This window comes from Polynucleobacter sp. MG-6-Vaara-E2, from assembly GCF_018687695.1.
Classification (GTDB): Bacteria; Pseudomonadota; Gammaproteobacteria; order Burkholderiales; family Burkholderiaceae; genus Polynucleobacter.
Genome location: NZ_CP061303.1, coordinates 1,576,141 through 1,595,056 on the forward strand (window position 1 = coordinate 1,576,141; position 18,916 = coordinate 1,595,056).

General features: G+C 39.6%; 19 protein-coding genes. 6 read left to right on the top strand and 13 right to left on the bottom strand.

Annotated features, from left to right (window positions below; all coding sequences use genetic code 11):
• Positions 1-118: 118 nt before the first annotated feature.
• The 6 genes from ICV38_RS08210 to ICV38_RS08235 all read right to left on the bottom strand — a co-directional run bounded on the left by ICV38_RS08210 (position 119) and on the right by ICV38_RS08235 (position 6,937).
• On the bottom strand, positions 119-1,711 hold the full coding sequence (locus tag ICV38_RS08210; RefSeq protein WP_215379268.1) for a zinc ribbon domain-containing protein: 1,593 nt from the start codon (positions 1,709-1,711) through the stop codon (positions 119-121).
• A 15-nt stretch (positions 1,712-1,726) separates the two neighbouring features.
• A complete protein-coding gene (locus tag ICV38_RS08215) occupies positions 1,727-2,719 on the bottom strand; it encodes a zinc ribbon domain-containing protein (RefSeq protein ID WP_215379278.1) in 993 nt (330 codons plus the stop codon).
• 24 nt (positions 2,720-2,743) lie between these two features.
• The gene (locus tag ICV38_RS08220) at positions 2,744-3,274 is read right to left on the bottom strand and encodes a hypothetical protein (protein ID WP_215379281.1); all 531 of its coding nucleotides are present in this window, start codon (positions 3,272-3,274) and stop codon (positions 2,744-2,746) included.
• A 3-nt stretch (positions 3,275-3,277) separates the two neighbouring features.
• On the bottom strand, positions 3,278-5,167 hold the full coding sequence (locus ICV38_RS08225) for a hypothetical protein (RefSeq protein ID WP_215379284.1): 1,890 nt from the start codon (positions 5,165-5,167) through the stop codon (positions 3,278-3,280).
• A 102-nt stretch (positions 5,168-5,269) separates the two neighbouring features.
• Positions 5,270-6,604, bottom strand: coding sequence for a hypothetical protein (locus ICV38_RS08230; RefSeq protein ID WP_215379286.1), 1,335 nt, complete (start codon positions 6,602-6,604; stop codon positions 5,270-5,272).
• A 12-nt stretch (positions 6,605-6,616) separates the two neighbouring features.
• Positions 6,617-6,937, bottom strand: coding sequence for a hypothetical protein (locus ICV38_RS08235; protein ID WP_215379289.1), 321 nt, complete (start codon positions 6,935-6,937; stop codon positions 6,617-6,619).
• 502 nt (positions 6,938-7,439) lie between these two features.
• Here ICV38_RS08235 and ICV38_RS08240 point away from each other — a divergent pair.
• The 4 genes from ICV38_RS08240 to ICV38_RS08255 are packed head-to-tail and all read left to right on the top strand — an operon-like array spanning position 7,440 to position 11,524.
• The gene (locus ICV38_RS08240; protein WP_215379292.1) at positions 7,440-8,948 is read left to right on the top strand and encodes a DUF2779 domain-containing protein; all 1,509 of its coding nucleotides are present in this window, start codon (positions 7,440-7,442) and stop codon (positions 8,946-8,948) included.
• Between the two features lie 10 nt (positions 8,949-8,958).
• The gene (locus tag ICV38_RS08245) at positions 8,959-9,582 is read left to right on the top strand and encodes a hypothetical protein (protein ID WP_215379294.1); all 624 of its coding nucleotides are present in this window, start codon (positions 8,959-8,961) and stop codon (positions 9,580-9,582) included.
• Positions 9,583-9,600: 18 nt separating this feature from the next.
• Positions 9,601-10,707, top strand: a complete 1,107-nt coding sequence (locus ICV38_RS08250) for a HEAT repeat domain-containing protein (protein WP_215379298.1) — start codon at positions 9,601-9,603, stop codon at positions 10,705-10,707.
• On the top strand, positions 10,682-11,524 hold the full coding sequence (locus ICV38_RS08255) for a hypothetical protein (protein WP_215379300.1): 843 nt from the start codon (positions 10,682-10,684) through the stop codon (positions 11,522-11,524). The genes ICV38_RS08250 and ICV38_RS08255 overlap by 26 nt, the downstream gene beginning before the upstream one ends.
• A gap of 416 nt (positions 11,525-11,940) precedes the next feature.
• Here ICV38_RS08255 and ICV38_RS08260 read toward each other — a convergent pair whose 3' ends face one another.
• The 5 genes from ICV38_RS08260 to ICV38_RS08280 are packed head-to-tail and all read right to left on the bottom strand — an operon-like array spanning position 11,941 to position 15,558.
• Positions 11,941-13,131, bottom strand: coding sequence for a hypothetical protein (locus tag ICV38_RS08260; RefSeq protein WP_215379303.1), 1,191 nt, complete (start codon positions 13,129-13,131; stop codon positions 11,941-11,943).
• A gap of 59 nt (positions 13,132-13,190) precedes the next feature.
• Positions 13,191-13,712 carry a hypothetical protein gene (locus ICV38_RS08265; protein ID WP_215379316.1) on the bottom strand — a complete coding sequence of 174 codons (522 nt, stop codon included), beginning with the start codon at positions 13,710-13,712 and terminating at the stop codon, positions 13,191-13,193.
• Positions 13,713-13,714: 2 nt separating this feature from the next.
• Complete coding sequence (locus ICV38_RS08270) at positions 13,715-14,575, bottom strand: hypothetical protein (protein ID WP_215379319.1); 861 nt, start codon at positions 14,573-14,575, stop codon at positions 13,715-13,717.
• A gap of 56 nt (positions 14,576-14,631) precedes the next feature.
• Complete coding sequence (locus tag ICV38_RS08275; protein ID WP_215379322.1) at positions 14,632-15,042, bottom strand: hypothetical protein; 411 nt, start codon at positions 15,040-15,042, stop codon at positions 14,632-14,634.
• A 24-nt stretch (positions 15,043-15,066) separates the two neighbouring features.
• The gene (locus tag ICV38_RS08280) at positions 15,067-15,558 is read right to left on the bottom strand and encodes a hypothetical protein (RefSeq protein WP_215379324.1); all 492 of its coding nucleotides are present in this window, start codon (positions 15,556-15,558) and stop codon (positions 15,067-15,069) included.
• Between the two features lie 137 nt (positions 15,559-15,695).
• Here ICV38_RS08280 and ICV38_RS08285 point away from each other — a divergent pair, with 137 nt between their 5' ends.
• On the top strand, positions 15,696-16,559 hold the full coding sequence (locus ICV38_RS08285; RefSeq protein ID WP_215379327.1) for a hypothetical protein: 864 nt from the start codon (positions 15,696-15,698) through the stop codon (positions 16,557-16,559).
• On the opposite strand, the gene ICV38_RS08290 is transcribed toward ICV38_RS08285, so the two are convergent.
• Both ICV38_RS08290 and ICV38_RS08295 read right to left on the bottom strand, forming a co-directional pair.
• On the bottom strand, positions 16,552-17,124 hold the full coding sequence (locus tag ICV38_RS08290) for a site-specific integrase (protein WP_215379330.1): 573 nt from the start codon (positions 17,122-17,124) through the stop codon (positions 16,552-16,554). The genes ICV38_RS08285 and ICV38_RS08290 overlap by 8 nt on opposite strands.
• Positions 17,125-17,356: 232 nt before the next feature.
• Positions 17,357-17,743 (bottom strand): hypothetical protein, encoded by a 387-nt coding sequence (locus ICV38_RS08295; protein ID WP_215379333.1) that lies wholly within the window; start codon positions 17,741-17,743, stop codon positions 17,357-17,359.
• Positions 17,744-18,456: 713 nt separating this feature from the next.
• Here ICV38_RS08295 and ICV38_RS08300 point away from each other — a divergent pair.
• On the top strand, positions 18,457-18,894 hold the full coding sequence (locus ICV38_RS08300) for a DUF6641 family protein (RefSeq protein ID WP_215379337.1): 438 nt from the start codon (positions 18,457-18,459) through the stop codon (positions 18,892-18,894).
• Positions 18,895-18,916 lie beyond the last annotated feature (22 nt).

Consider the following 18,916-nt stretch of genomic DNA (forward strand, 5'->3'; position numbering starts at 1 on the left):
AATCATTGCCTTTGTATTGAACTTAAAAATAACCTTTTTGAAATAAATGAAGGTTATCGTCATAAAGCCCTGTCAATAATTGCTAAATAGATTTTTTATCGCTGGTTTCGACAGCATTCTAATTGGACTCAAAACCATCCCAAGATTCTTCACCGTTGTAGTTTTTATAAACAAGTGAAGGCTCCCCGTCTTTAACTAATATAAAGACAGTTAAATCATCATAGCCACGATCAACCAAATCTCCGTCATATTCCTCTAAATCCTCCCCATCATATTGGTAACCAATAACAATATTGAATGAAGGATATCCATACAGATCGTGCTCTACGAACTCCGGCAGATCAATTGGGATGGATACTTCAGTGAATTTATTACTATCAAATTTTCCATCACTGGGCTCAAATTCAAACTGGATGGAAACCTTACTTAGCGATAGATACACCAAGTAGGCGCCATCTATGAGCTCACCGTCAGAGTCTTTTAGTAACTCTATGGGGCCATCAGGATCAATCTTAATAACCCCTTCATTTCCAGAATCGCCTTCATCGCCTTCATTGACAACGCCTTCATACTCCCTAAAATCCCCACTACTATTAAAGCGTAGCTCAAGCAAATCCTCCGACATTTCTTCTAATTTGAGTGCTTTAAACAGTGAATCAGCTTGATCGTCATCTAGCCTACCAAAGACAATCTTGCCGCCTGGTTCAGTTTTTATGTAAATTGTTTTAGAACCAGATTCGTCCTCTTCATCCTCCTCATCGCTGACTTCAATCTCAATTTCCGATGATTGTGTGTTGCCAGCAGCAACCTGACGGAACAGGCTAAGTTTTATATCCGCCATGCACCCATCTGCTTTTTTGTTTGGAATCTGGCACCCAACATCGATAGCAACAACTCCACCAGGTACGAGCTCCTCATAACTATCTCGATCATTCAAAGATCGCTCGCCCTTATCAAGAACATCGAGAATCAATTTTGCCTTTGGGATATAACTCTTAGTCTTGTTCTGAATACAAACTCGAGCCACTATTGAAGGGTCATTTTCTTCCCAAACCGGCGCCTTCCAAACACTACCCGACACAAGCTCTAAATTTTTTGATTCCGCCTCAAATGCTAATGAAACAACCTCATGATCGCTGCTTGGCAACTGAACTGTAGATAGCTTTATATCCTCCAGCTCGGTAGCATAGGCATTTAATACTACCTTTACCCCATCAGGGTTAGTTCCCAGCAATCCTGCCTTAATAGAATTAACATAGGTTTCAAATTTGGCGCTATCCCCAGCCTCGATTTCCTCATCAAAATCCTCTTTGCCCTCTTCAATAATGCATCCCTCAGAGTTATAAATTTGGGTGGAGATGAATATCGAACTGTATGTGCTTTGACTATTGTTGCTTACTTGAAATTTGATGCATAGGGAGTATTCTTTTTCCCTATCAGGACCAGTTGCTTTTACGGAGTTAATATCCACTTTAAGTGGTAGCAAACTAGCTGAGTAAGCGCATAAGGCGATATTCGAACCGCTATACGCTTTTTCATAAACTGGCACTATCCCAGTGGCTACCTTTTCGCCACATTCTCCGCAAAAACTCGCAGTTGCTGAAATGCTGGCCCCACAATATGTACAAAAAATATCGACCTTTTCACCGCATTCAGGACAAAATCTTGCATCCTGACTTAATGAGGTTCGGCAACGCTTGCATTTAGACATATTTAAGCCCTGACTTTACTTGTGCTGACTGATTGCAGTGAGAACTTGTGAATAAAAAGGGTGAAGCTGAACGTCCGGATCCTCCTGGGCTTGTTTTTCAACAAAAATTACAAGTCTGTCTTGATTTTTTGCATACTTATAGGCTATTAAATACGCATTAATTGCTGACTCATTTGAGCCCTGTTTAAATAGAATTACTGCGTAGTTAGTCCAGGCGGAGGTTCTTTGGGGTGCCAAGGCTAAGGTGTACTCAATAATTCCCTTGGCATGATCAAGATCGCCAGTGAGATAGTAGGCATATCCAAGGTTATTAGCAGCCTCCTGATCGGTGAGGTCTGTATTAACAGCATCCTTAAAACTGGAAATCGCTAAATCTAAATTATTAGCCTTTAAGGCCACTAGTCCTGCATCATTAAACTGCCGTGCCGCCTTTCTATTTCCACCGGTAGGTTTTGCTAGGTCGTTTATTAATCCGATATTTTCGTCCAATGAAGATTGATTGTTGCTTTGCATAGCAGAAAGCATCGATTGGATATGTGGCATTGCCTGAATGCGAACACTGGATGGCGTAATTTGAACTACCTGACTATCTTTTCCAGAGCCCTTAGTTGGCGCTTGTACTTGTGATGAATCCATTACATCTTTATTTTTTCCTGATTTACCAATAAAGAAAAAAACGGCTACAGCCAAAATAACAATGCCAATAATGATTAAACCCCAAGGTGTGCTTTTCTTTTCTGGTTTAGTAGGTTTAGATTTGATCTCTTCCCTAGCCTTAGGCGCCACCTTTTTATCATCAGATTTATGAGGGCTAGCCACTATGGGGCGAGGTGCATTCGATGCAACTTTTGCAGCACCACAATGCTTACAAAACTTGAAATTGCTAGGGTTTGGATAATTGCATGAGCCGCAGAACTCTTCTTGCGATAAAACCTCTAATTTGCTACCGCAAGACTCACAAAATTTTGCTCCATCTTTGTTGACATGATTACAGTTTTGGCATTTCATCAAGTTACTCCCAAGCAAACATCTTCATTTAAGGTTTTCGCGAGCAGATTCTGAAATCAATGGATCCTCATGCATTGAAAGATCTCGTAATACTTTTTTGGGTGCCCGTCGATTTTGAGCTAGCGCAAGAACAACAAAGGGGTCACTATTTGAGGCAATGACATCTGCCAGATTTTGAATATCAACTGCTTTAAAAGCCTCAACATCTTGAGCTACAGCTACAGCCAGCTCAGGATCCCTCTTCATTATTTTTTCTATAATCTCAAGGGTCGCTATTTCCCTAAAAACAGAGTTTCTTAAGAGATTCTTTAGAACAGCAGCAGAATTATCTTCAATCAATACACGGCAAGAATCCTCGTCAATTTTGTCCTTATAGGCAACTTGCTGACGAACTTCGGCTGATGGGTGCAGAGATGCATATTTGAAAAACCTCTCACTACTCGCTTTGTCTGGATAGTAGTTCGCAATGGTACTTAAGAGCTCGCAGGAAAGAAGGTCTGATAAGACCTCTTTCCCATCCTCAACCACAACCAATCGAAACTCAAGCTTCGCCATAAATTAGTCTTCTAGACGCTTTTTAGCCTCAGAAGCCACATATGGATCAGAGTGGTTTACCAGCTCTTTAAGGACCTTTTTGGGGGTGCTGTAGTTACCAGCTAAAGAAGCAAGAATAGATGGATCTTCCATGCTGAGAATAATGGCGCATAACTTACTTGCATCAGCCTGCTGGTATGAATCAATGTCACCAGCAATATTTTGAGCAATTTCGACATCTAGGTGAATCAAACGCTCTATATCTGCTGCAGACGCATTCTCTTTAAATGCTTCAGTTCTTACCAGATTTCGCAACACAGGTATTGACTTATCAGTCATCAACAAAGACAGAATTTCTTCAGAAATCTTATCTTTATAAGCAACATTTTCTCTCACCGTAGAAGCTGGGTGCTTCGCCACCAATGCAAAAAAATCTTTACTCTCTTCTGCATCCTCATAGCTTGAGGTGATACTTGCAACGGTCTCATATGAGAGTGGCTTTGAAAATACCTCCTTGCCACCATCTTCTACCACTAACTTAAATACTAACTTTGATGACATGTTCATCTCCTTTAGGTTGATCGGTATATCTACTTTGCTATCTTTAATACTGCCCAACTCTTCTTCATTAACACTTTCGTTGGGCATTGGCCAGGTTGTTATAAGACTCCACTCATTTGATAGAGCATGTAATACCTGCTCTACAAATCCATCCGATTGGTATTGCCAAATATTGTCGTATGTCACAGTATTTGCATTTTTCAAATACTTTTTTCCAAAATCCGATACTTGACTACCATCATCGTTTTCTTCCCAATCGCTAAAATGACTTCGAACCCCCTGAAGTTCATATAACTTATCGAGATATTTGGCAGGCAGCTCTGTCTCATCTTTTGCTACAAGCCCCCTGAATTTACTATCGAGACAGAAAAAACCATCGGAAGAAACGCCCCCGCCTTCGTATCCAAAATATACGCCCACGTAGTCTCCATCTACCTCCTCATATACTACGTTAGCCCTAATTCTTTGACTTTTTTCGACGGCGATGAAAAACTCATGGCCGCCATTTTCAAAAGCATCCAACTCTTCTTCATCGACGCCTTCATCGGACTTAGGCCAACTTAACTTTCTTTTTTCCCCTTTAATTTCTTGCTCAGTTGTGTGCATCTCAATACCTGTAATTGATGCACTGCCTTCAGCAGCCAATGAGGAGTAAATAAGTTTGCAATCGACTATGGCATTTTTTAGATCATTTACATTGCTATATCCATAACCTCCAATTACTTGTATATCCCCAAGCTTCAACTCCTCTGTACTACCGGCATCGAATAATTCTTCGGAGTCTTTTGAGATATTGGCTACAAATTGAACTCTAGGCATTCGGTTATTGGAAATATTTTGAACGGAAAGCTTGGCGTAAATATTGATATCGCCTTCAGAATCCGGCTCCGCACGCCAAATTGAACCGCCAATAACTAGAAGCTGATTTTCAATTTCTAGCCCTGGCAAGGACGTAATTTCGTAAGCTTCTAGAGGAACTGAGTATGAGCCTAACTCCCGCTCTTTAGGAGAGGTAGCCATCACCTTAACTAATGCTTGATACTTTTGACGATCACCATTTAAAAGTGCTCCGGCGACCCTCCAGATAGATAGCTCTAATTCAGAGCTATCTCCAGAGGCTATACCCTCCTCCTTGGAATTGGACTCACCAATCTGTTGCCCCGCATCATTTAAGACTACGGCACAAAGTTCCAGTGAACTCCAATCATTTTTAGTTTGATTTTCAATACTAATTTTTAGCGAAACTGTGTAGTCCCCGTACTCATCAGGACCTTCAGCGCTAAATTCTTCTATTTCTGCGCCGAAAAATGGAAGCTGAAATATAGAAGTATCGAAATTTAAAGATGAAGACATGATCGTTTTTATCTTAAGCTAACGTGATTAATTATTATCAAAATTAGAATAATTAAGTATTTTTTTATATAGTACTAGAGTTAAGAGTTAATCCACAAACATTTAGGCTGCTATTTTCTCGGGGATAACCATATGTTTTACCAATCCATCTAGATCACTCTTTAGTAATAGACGCTTTTCTAGTAATCCATCCTTTATAGCAAGCAAAAGTTTTTTGTTTTTGCTTAAGATCAACTTAACAGCCCTATATTGCATTTGTATGAATTTCTTAGCCTCAATTCGATAATCCTCAGAGTGCGACTCAAAGCAACCATTCGCAACTACTAATAGGCTGTCACCGTCATACTCATTTATGCCATAGTTAGAGGAAAAGCCATTTTTAGTCATCAAATTAAATACCTTCCAAGTTGCCTCCTTAAGATCGCTGTTAGCGCAATCTGCACCAACATTAAGCTCGCCAAGAATTAGCTCTTCGGCTACCCTACCGGCTAAATCTATTCTGATAGCAATTCGTACTTGTGAAAATGATCTAAATAAACCCCCGCGATATATATGTCTGTAATCTTGAACCATTACTCCAGCCATATCCTTAGATGGAATAATGGACACCCAATCCGGAATATTCTCAAAACCTGATTCAGCCATTGCAACTACAGCATGACCTGCTTCATGAGCGGCAATTTGCTCGGGGTCTGGATAGTCCTGAAAACTCAAGCCCTCCCCAGTGCCATTGATTGCCACTTGAAGCACATCTTGCAGGCCTATCTTTCTCTTTTCCCTAAATGCCACTCTTTTTAAAGTCTTCTCTAACATTCCAAATCTGCGCTTACTAGCAAAATCTAAACATAGAATGCACCCCAATCTATGCTGGTCATTCAGTAAATCATCACTCACTATGTCAGCGCTAAGTTGCTCCAAAAAATCACTTGCGTGAAAATTCGGCTTAGGCGAAGCCCAAAGAATATGGCGATCGAATTTATTTTGATAGCGAAAAGCCTCCGCAATCTCTCCAAAAGAGCTGCAGATGCTTGTAATAACTTTTGACGTGCCGTTAATCAAATCCAACACTTCAGAAACAAGCTTCTTATTTGATAAATCTTCTTCCGATGGATTTTCTGCTTCTAGCCATCCGCCAGACTCAATAAATATGATTGTGGGTCCATCAGCCTTACTTATTAAATCTTTAAGGGACTGAAGGCTGTCTTGCTGCACTTCAATAAACTTGGCACCTGTAATGTCGGATACCCACTTTAAAAAATCAAGATAAGCGTCCTTATCTGCAGCCTCAATCATTAGCCCATTCCCCAATAAGCCCCAGGATAGATCCTGCTTGTTAAATGGATCACATAGAGAGCTAAATTCAGTTAACCACTGTGCCAATGCTGGCTGACGCTCCCGTAATTTCAAAAACTCTATTTTTTTGGTTAAATTTTTCATTATTAACCCTAATTATTGTTTGTCGTTATAGATAGATTCACAAGAATCTTTTGTATTCATCGCGATGGTTAAGCAATCTTCCATAAACTCTTTTTTATGACCGATTGCTTGCGTCAATGCTAAGGAATCATCTGAATTTTTTGCAGCCACCTCTAATACCGCATTGTGAGAAAAAATTGCACTCATGCAAAAGATGCCAAATACTCCAAGGGCAAGTACTTTCCAGAAATAAAACAGCACAACACCTAAGACGATTGCGGCTATAGCATAAAAAACAAATGAATCAAGGGTTGAGCTTTGAACATGTAGAACATCACTTACAAATGTATACATATCCCCACCTATCTATAGATATCGCAATAAACATCCACTGGAACTACAACATTCCCAAATTCAGTTCTTTGCGAGACATACTGGACTGTGGGTTTTAACTTGGCAGAGACGCATTCCCGTGCTGCCTGGATTACTTCAACGCGGCTCATCTGCTCTGGACTCTTAAACCCAACCACTTTAGGGCTGGAACATGCCGCCAATGAACCGCATAGCAACAGGAAATAAAGGTATTTCATACTTACTCCTATTTGTTTATCCAGTTTTCTTTATACAGATCTACAAGCTCACACGATGAGCCCAATATGAGTTAGTCAATTTATTTTTATAAATGAGGCTGACATTGAATTTCAATCACTATAAATTTCATCGCATCAAAAACAGATGAGAGTTATCCCCAATTGTTTTTTATAAAATTTGCAGGAATAATTCGTAATAGAAATTAATTGTTTTTTACCCCTCTGGCAGTTATATTGACAATTCACCCGTCACCTGAAAAGCTGCCTTGCAACTACTCTCCAAAAGCAAAATCATCTCAGGCATCCAGTGTCATAAAAAGCTCTGGCTGGAAACCCATGTCAAGCAAGATATATTGGAGTCTCATCTTTTTGCACTTGGAAATCGCTTCGGAGATTTCGCCAGAACACATTATGGTGACGGCGTTAATTTAGATGGCAAGAGTAACAAAGATGAAATTTTTAATAACACAAATTTCGCTTTATTAGATCCCAAAGTTAATGTTATCTATGAAGCTGCATTTCAATTCGAAAATGTATTAGTAAGGGTAGATGTATTAAAGCGTGACAAAGATGGCTGGGAAATGATTGAAGTCAAATCATCTAAAGAAGCCAAGCAGCATCACCTAAATGACATTGCTTCCCAAGCCTATGTAGCACTGGGATGCGGCCTCAAATTAAATTCAATGAAGATTGCCCATATTAATAAAAATTTTCTTTATAAAGGTGATGGAGACTATTCAGGTCTGCTAGTTGAGGCGGACGTCACAAGTGAGGCAATCGAAAGACTATCGGATGTAAAGACTTGGATCAGTGATTTACTCCCCATAGTTCAACCAGATTCACCTCGGCCTACAGAAGATATGGAGGACTTAAAATGCAAAACCCCGTATCCCTGTCAATTTCTTCCGCAATGCTCTGCAGAGCTGCCTCAACTGGCGGAAGTTCCAATCAGCATTCTCCCCAATACCGGGAAAAAACTGGCTGAAAAATGGGGCAAAGAAAAAATCTATGATTTGAGAAACCTACCGGATGGAGCGCTTACAAATGAACGTCACGAAATCATCAGACAAGCGCATCAATCGAATACTCCTTATATTAGTAAGGAGATGGTTAAAAAAGTGCGCTCACTACCAGGGCCTTACTTTTTCATGGACTTTGAAACGGTAATGCAAGGTGTCCCACTCATTCCCAATACTAAGCCTAATGATGCAGTTCCTTTTCAATGGAGCGTTCATTCTATTAAAGACCTAGCCAATACAACGGGACTTGATGATGGAAAGGCATTCTTAGACTTTTTAAGTCCGACCTTATTTAGGGATTTTCTAATAAGCCTGATTAGTGCCCTAGGTGAGTCAGGCACTATATTTGTACACCACAAATCAACAGAAATTAAAGCTTTACTTTATCTTGCAGCCCAAAAGCAATGTGAAGATCTTAATGAGGCTGTTGAGAAAATTATTCTCAGAATTGAAGATACGCTAGATTTAGTAAGAGATGGAATGTATTTCCCAGAGATGGGACTATCCGAAGGAAGCACTTACTCTATTAAGACTATTACCAAAGTCATTCCAACCTCGGTTGACTACCACGAAGATGGGGAACTGGGATCTGGGAACGATGCTCAACTGATTTGGTTCAAATGCACTGATTTAAAGCATAGGCTATCTGAAAGTGAAATTCAGGCATTGAAAAAAAATCTTCTCAAATATTGTGCAAAAGATACGTTAGCATTAGTTGATTTAGTTCGCTTCATTCATACACAACCAATTCATTAAAAGAGTCAATATGCCCAAGTCAAATGCCGCCCCCGACATATCGAAATATATCTTCTTAGATGATGATGCGATTAGATTCGTCGTTTATAGAATTGATCTTGTGCCAACAAAAGATCTTTATACAAACTTAGAAGCAATGGTCGGCAAAGAAGCAGCTGAAGTTGAATATCAAGCCGTGATTGATGAAGATGCCCCTCCTCCGTCATTTGTAGTTGGAATGGGGTCAACTGGCGGTGGGATTTACGATACAGTTTATGCACTTATGTACGCAGAGCAAACATGCTTCATCGGTAATGATATTTCTCTGGGCGGGGAAAAATCTGTTTTATATAGCGCAGCTGGTTATAGCTACACAAGTAGTAAAGAGCCCGAAATTGAAGATGATGAGATCATTTTGAATATTGATCCACAAAATGAAAAAATTATTCAAGTAATTATTGATTCATTCAATGCAAACTTTGCACTAGACTCTACTGACGATGATGATGAATTTATTCAACCTATTGTTGACCTAGGAAAAGTACTTAAGAAGTTTAAAAAGTTTGATAATGTTTACACATATGACTGGGATGACTTAGATGATTTATTAGGGCTATCTAAAGTATGGCCATTCACGCTAACTTTTGAAGATTAATAACCTGTAGGAATAATCATGGCTAAAGCAAAAATTAACTTGTCAATTGCAAAGAATCCCTCTACCCCAGTTGAAATATTGAAGCTACTCGCTAAAGAAAAAGATGAGGGAGTACGTTCTGATGTAGCAAGCAATCCATCAACGCCCTTGGAAATTCTAAAGAATTTAGCTAAGGATGGGAGTGAAGATGTCATTTATAGCGTGGCTATGAACCCTAATGTAAGCGATGATCTTATAAAGATCTTAATGGGTGAAGAATATGGCAAACGAGGATTAGCTGAAAATCCACGAACTAATACTGCTACTTTAGATAAGCTCGCAAAAGATGAAAGTCACAAAATTCGCAACTTAGTCGCTAATAATCCCTCCACAAGAATTGAAACACTAATTGAGCTATCAAAAGATGAAAGTGACTGGGTTAGATCAGGGGTTGCATCAAACCCCTGCACCCCAGAGGACATACTAATTAAATTAGCATCAGAAAAAGATGAGGATCGAATAAGAGCTTATGTTGCCCAAAATGAGTCTGCGCCAACTGCTGCTCTAGACTTACTCATTAAAGATCCCGAAGAAAGCACAAGAGAGTACACGGCTAGACACCCCAACCTATCCGTTAGCTTAATAGCTGAATGTACCGCCAAAAAAGGAAAGGACGCCAGTCTAAAGGAATATTCAGCCCTTAATCCTTCCTTGCCGACCGAACTCATTTTGACTTTATCTAAAGATAAAAATAGTTCCGTACGAGCTTCCATAGCTTCGAACCCATCTACGCCGCTCGAAATCCTTGAGACCTTATTGAAAGATAAAGATGAGGATGTAAGACGAAACATATGCCAGAACCCAAACGCAAATGAAGTTCTATTCAATGCCTTAGCCAAAGATAAAGAGGATTCCGTCAGATGGTTTTTGGCAATGAACAAAGAATTAGCAAGTTCTATTCTAGAAACACTATCAAAGGATGGATCGGCCAGAGTAAGGCAAAGCGTAGCAAGCCACCCAAACTCTAGCCCAGAGATTCTTGAGGCACTATCTAAAGATAAGGATGAGTCCATAAGGGATGGCGTGGCCAGCAACCCAAACACACCTATTGGAATTATTAATGAATATGCTGGACTCAAAAAATAGGATGCATAGTATTGCCGAATTAAAAGAATATCTTCTTTATTTAAAGGCTAGTCGAAATACTAGATATGGGGCTCTTGGCGAAAAAATCTTTAGCCACCATATGTCTAAGTCCTATAAAGTTGAGAAACTACATAAGCATGGGGCAGATTTTTTAATTGATGGAAAAGATCGGGTGGATGTCAAAACCCCTTTAATGCTAGATAAGAAATTTGGAGCAACTTTTACCAAGATTAGCAAAAACCAACAGGCCCCTAATACTGCCTATGCATATGTTTTGCTATTAGATGATATGGTTACCATATACCTAGCCCAGCATTTAAGCGAGCCAGTTCACATTGCTAATATCAGCTGGGAAGATGCGCTAGTAATTTTTAATACAGAAAATATTAAAGTTATAGCGCCAAAGAACTTTACTTCAGAACAATTAATTGCCGATTCGGTAATAGATGACTTAGAGGATTGGCTTGCCATCCAATTTCATAAAAAAGCAAAGTTTGTAACTAGGCATAATAAAAAAACGCAAGATAGTATGTGCAAGAATGGCTGGGGTCCCGAAGCCTTCTTCCATGACCCCAAACAGAATAGAGGTAATGTTGACCTAGTAGTACTCATATTTTTCGATGGGGGGAAGGTTTATGACATATTCTCCTATCCAATATCTGAGCATGGCAAAATTCATTTTACAGATAAAAAAGTTGGTCTAAATTTAAGTAAAAGAAAAACCTTTTCTCCAAATCTACTATCAAGCAGGTATAAATTTAAAAGTATTGCTCAATTTAAGAAGGAAGTTGGTGATAGGTTCTTCAATCCTAGCTAAAATAATTTATGCTAGAAAAGAAACAGAAGTGTAACTAATAAGCGCTTGATTGCTCCGACAAAGATCCAAATATCTATCGGCATTACCATTGAAAGTGTGTAGTAATTGCCTACACACTTTCGAGCATGCCCAGCGTTACTTAAAGTAACGCTCAAATGACCAAACCTCATCATTAGTCTCAAAAGCTAGCTTTTGTGAGTTTTAAGTTGAGTTTAGGTTCTCTGGTTATGAGAGCAGACATCCAAAGAAAACCGGTAAGATTTCAAGAGGTTATGTCGCCTGTTTATCGGTGTGTGAGTATTTGTGTGACTAGATTAACAAGATCACAACAAATACTATCTCGGTCTTTAGTTTTCAAAACCAAAGGATTTTTGGAGCAACCATCTAACACTTCGTTGCTCCAAAGTAGTTTAGAGCTACTCATCGTCCTCTTCTTCGTCATATTCATCCATCCAATCATAAGCAACTTTAAAACCTTCCCGATCTGGCTCGCCTTGCCCGGGTAGAGACTCACCCTCTTCTGCCAACTTAATAGCATCTCTTTGATCTACCTCCTCTTTTGCCCATGCTAGCCAATCCTTAAGATCTTCATTCGCCTTACGAATACCTTCATTAGATTGAACCTCTGCAATGAATCTTCTAATCTTTTGCAGTTGATCCCATTCTTGAGAAATAGTACTTAACTGCTCCCACTTCCATTCTTTGACATTAATAGCCCAGGCCCTATCTAGTCTTTTTTGGTTTCGAATTTTCTGCTCAAGTTCACGCTTTTCACGTTCTTCTCTAGCGGCCTTTGCCTCAACAGCCATTTCACTAAAAATAACTAAAGTCTTTCCTAGCTGACTTTCTAAGCTAGCCCTGGATGTATCTTTAATCGTTCTTCTGCCGTAAAGGTCATCATGGGATAGATGAAGTTCTAACTTTCCACCCGATCCATATTCAATAGTTTCATAGTAGTCATGAGTAGTGCCGTTGTGCGACCAAGTTTTCTTCTTTTTAATTGGCTTATCAAGCTTTGTACTTGCTTCATATATAGAGACAGAATACTTCTCACCATCTTTGATAAATCCAGTGATTTCTGGGTTTGAATACCGCTTATATTCAAATGTGTCATAACCGTTCTTCTTGAGCTCAGTCACCAGGGTTTGCAAGACCCTTTTCACCCTTCCCGTACTTTTAGGTGAGATATCTACAGCAAAGCCTTGTTTAGATGTAGTGCGGCCAAATTTAGAAACACTATCAACATCAAAGCTTTCAAATGTTTTTTCTACAGCAGCATCAAATCTATTGTCCTTATAAATCTCCCAAATAGGTGTTTCTAATTTTTCTAAATTAGCCCTTGCAAGTATTTTTGCCTTCTCAATGGCATTTACAGTGAATGATGGTTCATGTTCATTCCACCAGGGTTCTAGAGGTTCCCTTTCAGGAACCTCAACCCCATGCTGTAGCTTTGCCCAATACCCAAGCTTAGGTTTTGGAACTCCATAGGCTTTGCACCATTTACCAAGCCCTACATCCGATATGCCAAGTAGCTGAGCTACTTTAGTAGTAGGCTCAACCCACAGCATTTCGTAAATCTCAGTTCTTGTGTAGCTCTCTTTTTCCATGGAATGTCCTTTTAAGAAGCGCTTAAAGAAGCCGCCAGAAAGCAGCTTCCTCCTATTAGCTAAAGACTTGCATTGTTGGGCACATATTCTTCACAATCATTCCTTGGCTCTGTGCCTGGTCCCGATCGAGAATATCGACTAAAAACCTTGCCATCGGCATACACCCGTATCGATTCAAAGTAGACATAACGCGCTTTTTCATTTGCCACGCAAGCAATCTCAATCCAGCCACTTTCTAATAGCGGGCTAATAGCCTCTGATAGCTCCCTTAAGGTCATCGGGTCTAGCTGCTCAGCAATAATATTATCCCAATCGTCTGAAGTCATTTCAGATGGATCTTTACTAATGCTCTCGCCATCCTCTGTTGATATCACATATGAATTAGCTTTCAACGGGATTGCATTTGGGTATTGCGGTAAATCAAAACCATAGTTATCAATAAAGAGTAAATCACCGTCACAACCCCAGTGCGCCCCAGAATTATCCCAATTAAATGTATTTAATATGCCCTTCATTTTTTGAGGATTGAACACTCCATCCGTCGATTTTACAAAAGTAATCATTCCATATGCATCAGCCATTTTTATTCTCCTTTGTTCGATTGAACTATTACTAAATTCCGAATTTTTTGAATCCTTAACATACCAGCCGCTAGAGCTGGTCTCTTTTTCACAATTGCTTTGAAGGTATTTTGTGATTGTTTCTTTTTAGCTTTCTTATGAAATTTGGTCACCTGCTTGCACACATCTTTTAAGTCATTAGGTAGTTGCCGTACTAACCCATCAAATACTTTTTTCTCAAGACCCGAGTCGATAGGAAGCTTTGCTAGAACATATTGACGCCCCTCAGACTCACTACAGATCAGGATATTAAGATCTGATGAACCCTCTAGATGGATATTACTTTTTGGATTTAATTTGAATGAAGTGAGCGGGAAAACTTTGCGAGAATTTAAATACATCCTAGCAATGCTCATTCTTTTATCAAAATCACCCTCATCTGAGTCGGCACCTTCAGTACGTATCCGCTCTACCCCTCCCGCCTGCTCGACATAACCAGCAAATTTAGAGCTATCAATCTTATTCAGGCGAGCTGTCTCAATTGCGCGAGAATATACGTGAGCAGTCTTACGGTCCGCTTGAGTTATATACCGGACGAGAACCGTAGTATCTGAAGTATTTTCCTGTGTGCGGATACCGTACTTTTCGGATAAAACCTTTCTTAAGATGGCAACTTGGTCTTCTTTATCACTGCAGCCATCTAACTGCTCAGCTAAAGCATAGATTTTTCCAAGCAACTCATATAAAGCTTTGCGACCTGAGACGATATATCTATTATTAAATTCTTCATGCTCACGAGCTAAATCATCAGCCTTACCAATTAAAGTCTTTGTAGCTACAAGAGGGCTGTGATTTTCGACGGCTTCTATTAAATCAATATGCATATTTTTTCCTTTTTCTTTAAATTAGGCGTTACTTTAAGTAACGCCTTTCTTTGGAATTAATGAAAAATCTCAATGCCTTGAATTAAGCTAGGCTTAATATTTAATGGCGGCATTTTAGGATGACTTACATTGTCGATACATGATGGATGCATTAACACTAGCGGATTGCATGTTATTACTTCATCTAGTACGGCAAAGATTACACAGTCGTCCATAAAATCTACCCATCGTTGATTGCTTTGAATGGCATCTTCGATATGTGCTTCAAAATATGCATCCTCCGCCATCAACTCCTTTTTAAGCTTTTGATGCATAAATCTCTTACCCTTACCGCCGCACCAACTCCAATCTGGATCATTCAGAAATGCTTCACGCATATCAATTAATTGTTGATGCTGAGTTAGCACTAATGTTTTAATCCCAAAACGATCCATCGGTATTGCGCTATATGCAATTTCTTTATTCATTTTTTATTCCTTTTTTATTTGAAGTTAAGCAACCATGGTTTTTGATTCTTGATATGCTTTTTGTTCTTGACGTCTTAACTCATACCAAGCCTCAGTGATAAATGACATATCAACATCTATGCCAAAACCATATGTTTCAATCAGGTCTTTTTCCCATCTACCCAAGTCACATCTCCCATTACCGAAATACCACTTAGCGTCATGTCCCAATGCAAGGATTGATTTTTTGCCTGTATGCTTTTCAAATACTGGCCAATCAGGGCTACCCATACTGATTTTGATCAAATCACCTACAGGCCTATTGAATTTATGGCACGCTGCAACTACTCTTTTGAATAAGGTTTTATTCAAAAAGTCATATGCACCATTTTCATTTTTGTTAATGGGTAGGCATATATCAAAAAATTCCTGCGTATCGCCGTAAATCCCTGAATGCTCGAAAGTCAATATGACATCGCCCTTTAGGTAAGCCTTCTTAAACTGGTTGGAAACTGCTTTTTTCTCAATTACTTTCATTTCATATTCCTTAATAAACATAGCGAAATTGCTATATTGTTAGAATCTCATAATTAACACTTTATAAAAATTGCATTTAGAATGTGATGCTTAAGTGTTAATATATTTGTATGTATTTTTAAAGAAATGATTCAAAAATGCTGCCAAACAAGTCAATGAAGGATTGGGCAACAAAAGGTATTCAGGGCTATGTGATGCTGATGCTCGAATACCTGCGACTAAGTCCTAGCTATGAATTAGCTAGAAAGGCAAGAATGGGTAAGCTCACCGCCGCTGAAAAGAAGCATCTACCCGCTGACTTTGACCTGGTACTTAAGACTTACGATGAATATGGTGATGTTGCAACTATTCAATTTGCTGACTGGTGGGCAACTACTGGAATTGGACTTTATGGGTCGGAATACATCAAACCCCAAGTTCGACAGATTGGCAGAATGGAAAAGAATGAAGAATTTGAACCTGGCTTTACTAAATCATTAGAGCAATACTTCAAAACTTTCAGAAAGCATGAAGGTAATGGGCCGGGGCTCATTCTAGCTATCCCACTTGGTATACCCAAAAGAGCAATCCTCAAACAAGTCTCCCTAATGATCAATAAAACTGGTGTGACTGCCCCTCCTAAAGCCCAAAAAGCCAAGCGCTCCCTTACTGCCAAGCGTCTACGCTCACAACCCCTAATTAGAGGTATTAATTTGCTATGGCTTAAAGCCCAAAATCCTGACTGGGCACTATGGAGATTGGGGGTGTTAGCAAAGATCAGCCCAACAAATGCTGAAGGTCTGGATTATCGGAGTACCAAGTCGACTACTAATACAGTTGATCAGAGAACGAATATGGCAGTTCTAACAAGCAGAGCACTTAGTAAAGCGCAATACATTGCAGAAAATGCTGCAAGGGGAAGATTCCCTGATCCCAAAAAAATATCCCTTCCGGAGTTTGATTACGAAGATATCTATAGGCGTATGCAAATCTCTAACCCCAAACTAAAAAAACCTAAATGAGCTCAACTGCCCTGCGCTTCATATCGTCATTCACATCAATATATGCCTGTGTAGTGCCGATATTGCGATGACCCGCTAAGCTCATTAGTACACGCACACCAATTCCTTTGCTAGCAAGATTGGTAATAAAGCTCCTACGACCACTATGACTAGTAGCACCAGCTATTCCAGACTCTTTATAGATGTGCTTAAAGTGCTGCGTTAAGGTATTTGCAGTAAACCCACGCTTAGGAAACTTCTGTGTAGGGAAGAATGCGTAGTTACGGTCTTTAATGGCGATCTCATTGGCAAAAGCTTGAAGCTCTGCCTTTAAGCGTTCATTAAGAAAGACCGTTCTTGGATGGCGTCCTTTGGTTTGCTCTGGCAATAAGCGGATCTCACTTTTCACCTGATTTTCCCCGTCTAAAACATCGCATATACGCAGGGCTGCTACTTCCCCTACTCTGAGCCCACCCCAATGGGTTAATAGCAACATAGCGCGGTTACGCACGCTGTGTTTGGTGGTTTGTACATATGTCAAAACTTGGGTAAGTTCTGCACTACTAAACGATTTTGCTTGTGGCATATAGCTGTCCTTTAAATGTAATAAATACGCAGCTACAGTATGTTTTCTGATGTTTGGTTTGGACAACCGACTATGGCTTAAATGCCACAGAAAAAAGGGCTTTCGATTTCAACGACTTACAAGATAACTACAGGAAAGCGCAATTTCCTGTAGTTTTTTATTTAGCTGGTTTTTACTGGAAAACCATGGCGTAAATGGCTAAAGTTATGGCTTAGATGCCACAAACCTTAAGTTAATTTAATTCCAACGCCACTGGAAAATCTTGATCATTTTCCTGAATCCATCCACGTATTTCATCTAAGAAATTAGCTACGAATTCCGGGTCTTCATCAAGATCATCATATCCCGATAGGTCATCAATAATTTGAAATTCCCTATACATTGCTTCTGAGTGGTCAGATGCCGATGCAAAGTATATTTCAGCATCATCAGTACCAAGCCACCTTAACATTTCATATAACTTATTATGCCGGTCTGAGAATTTAAGAATATGGGCTAATAACGCCTTCTCAAATCCAGTTATATCCTTGTCGTAAACTCTGGCTCCCATTGCATAGTCATCCATTGCGACTAACCATGGAGTTAATAGATTTTCAGGGGCATTGGGATTGTTTGCCATATAGATCCTTATTAATGGATTAAATTCTATCTTAATATAAGGCGAAAGTATTCGCCTGTGATTCGCTTTCGCTCATCACTTTTTTCATCTTTTAATGTTTGAATAATTGATTTATAGAACTTTTGATAGATTCAACCTACACTGAGCCTTAAGCAACAGGCTCAGCTATAGAAAAGTTCTTTTGATGAGTTCTTTGCTACACCACTATAAGCACAACCAAATTGGTAAGGGCGGTTTCGCTGTCTCCTTTTATGTGCGGCTTTAAAACGCAACAATGACAAAAGCAATAAGTGGCTACCTTTGTCTTGCTTGAAAGTTGCTGTGTAAGCAGAGCTTTCTCGTGACTGTCAGAGCTTGAGGCCCTCGTCTTTCAGCTTAAATTGACATCTCCAAGATTCATGCCAGATAGCTAGTCTGTCTGCGTCCTGTTAAGGATAGTGAATACAAGTCTCTGCTACCGCCCAGAATTTCCGTCTCCGTGATCACTAATGTCCAGTTTTCGGATGGCATAACGAATGAGTGCCACAGCTCTTTTTCGGTAGTAATTATTGGCAAACAGAGCTTTCCTCTGAACTGCTTGTCATAGTTATTTAGCAAACCACACAAATTCCTGCTTAATTCTGGATTCTTTAGGTTAGCTTTTTTCAGGTTGCCCAACCACCGAACCCGATCATATTGTTATAGGTGCCCATTCATTTATCAAGGAAACCAATATGAGCACACTAAATTCACTTAAATTAGTAGCCGTTATAAAACCAGCTAAGTTACCACCAGTTGTCCAAAGAAGAAATAAGCTATCCGATAAGATCTGGGAGCAGATCCAATTGGCGGAAGCTAAAAGCAATGGAGGCACATATGCTCCACTAAAATCCAAACGCCTTAAAGATCTAGAGGGTAATATCAAGCTGTTAGAGGTACCCAAGCGTATTAAACCCTGGTGGTTTACTGCCCCAAATGGCAAAGTCTGCTTGATACTGCGATACGGATCCAAAGTGCTTGAAATAGCACAGGGCAAATCTGCTATTGAACTAGATAAGCCCGCAGAACTTATTCCAACATTACAAAAGATTAAGACTGCGGTTGAAGCAGGAGAACTAGATCACTTAATTAATGCTGCAACTGAAGCGGTAAGAATGGGATTTAAACATTAATACTTGAAGTATCAATAAATAT

Excerpts from the sequence above, each read along its gene's own strand:
- ICV38_RS08210 (WP_215379268.1), bottom strand. The coding sequence starts at position 1,711 with ATGTCTAAATGCAAGCGTTGCCGAACCTCATTAAGTCAGGATGCAAGA.
- ICV38_RS08215 (WP_215379278.1), bottom strand. The coding sequence starts at position 2,719 with ATGAAATGCCAAAACTGTAATCATGTCAACAAAGATGGAGCAAAATTT.
- ICV38_RS08220 (WP_215379281.1), bottom strand. The coding sequence starts at position 3,274 with ATGGCGAAGCTTGAGTTTCGATTGGTTGTGGTTGAGGATGGGAAAGAG.
- ICV38_RS08225 (WP_215379284.1), bottom strand. The coding sequence starts at position 5,167 with ATGTCTTCATCTTTAAATTTCGATACTTCTATATTTCAGCTTCCATTT.
- ICV38_RS08230 (WP_215379286.1), bottom strand. The coding sequence starts at position 6,604 with ATGAAAAATTTAACCAAAAAAATAGAGTTTTTGAAATTACGGGAGCGT.
- ICV38_RS08235 (WP_215379289.1), bottom strand. The coding sequence starts at position 6,937 with ATGTATACATTTGTAAGTGATGTTCTACATGTTCAAAGCTCAACCCTT.
- ICV38_RS08245 (WP_215379294.1), top strand. The coding sequence starts at position 8,959 with ATGCCCAAGTCAAATGCCGCCCCCGACATATCGAAATATATCTTCTTA.
- ICV38_RS08250 (WP_215379298.1), top strand. The coding sequence starts at position 9,601 with ATGGCTAAAGCAAAAATTAACTTGTCAATTGCAAAGAATCCCTCTACC.
- ICV38_RS08255 (WP_215379300.1), top strand. The coding sequence starts at position 10,682 with ATGAATATGCTGGACTCAAAAAATAGGATGCATAGTATTGCCGAATTA.
- ICV38_RS08260 (WP_215379303.1), bottom strand. The coding sequence starts at position 13,131 with ATGGAAAAAGAGAGCTACACAAGAACTGAGATTTACGAAATGCTGTGG.
- ICV38_RS08265 (WP_215379316.1), bottom strand. The coding sequence starts at position 13,712 with ATGGCTGATGCATATGGAATGATTACTTTTGTAAAATCGACGGATGGA.
- ICV38_RS08270 (WP_215379319.1), bottom strand. The coding sequence starts at position 14,575 with ATGCATATTGATTTAATAGAAGCCGTCGAAAATCACAGCCCTCTTGTA.
- ICV38_RS08275 (WP_215379322.1), bottom strand. The coding sequence starts at position 15,042 with ATGAATAAAGAAATTGCATATAGCGCAATACCGATGGATCGTTTTGGG.
- ICV38_RS08280 (WP_215379324.1), bottom strand. The coding sequence starts at position 15,558 with ATGAAAGTAATTGAGAAAAAAGCAGTTTCCAACCAGTTTAAGAAGGCT.
- ICV38_RS08285 (WP_215379327.1), top strand. The coding sequence starts at position 15,696 with ATGCTGCCAAACAAGTCAATGAAGGATTGGGCAACAAAAGGTATTCAG.
- ICV38_RS08290 (WP_215379330.1), bottom strand. The coding sequence starts at position 17,124 with ATGCCACAAGCAAAATCGTTTAGTAGTGCAGAACTTACCCAAGTTTTG.
- ICV38_RS08295 (WP_215379333.1), bottom strand. The coding sequence starts at position 17,743 with ATGGCAAACAATCCCAATGCCCCTGAAAATCTATTAACTCCATGGTTA.
- ICV38_RS08300 (WP_215379337.1), top strand. The coding sequence starts at position 18,457 with ATGAGCACACTAAATTCACTTAAATTAGTAGCCGTTATAAAACCAGCT.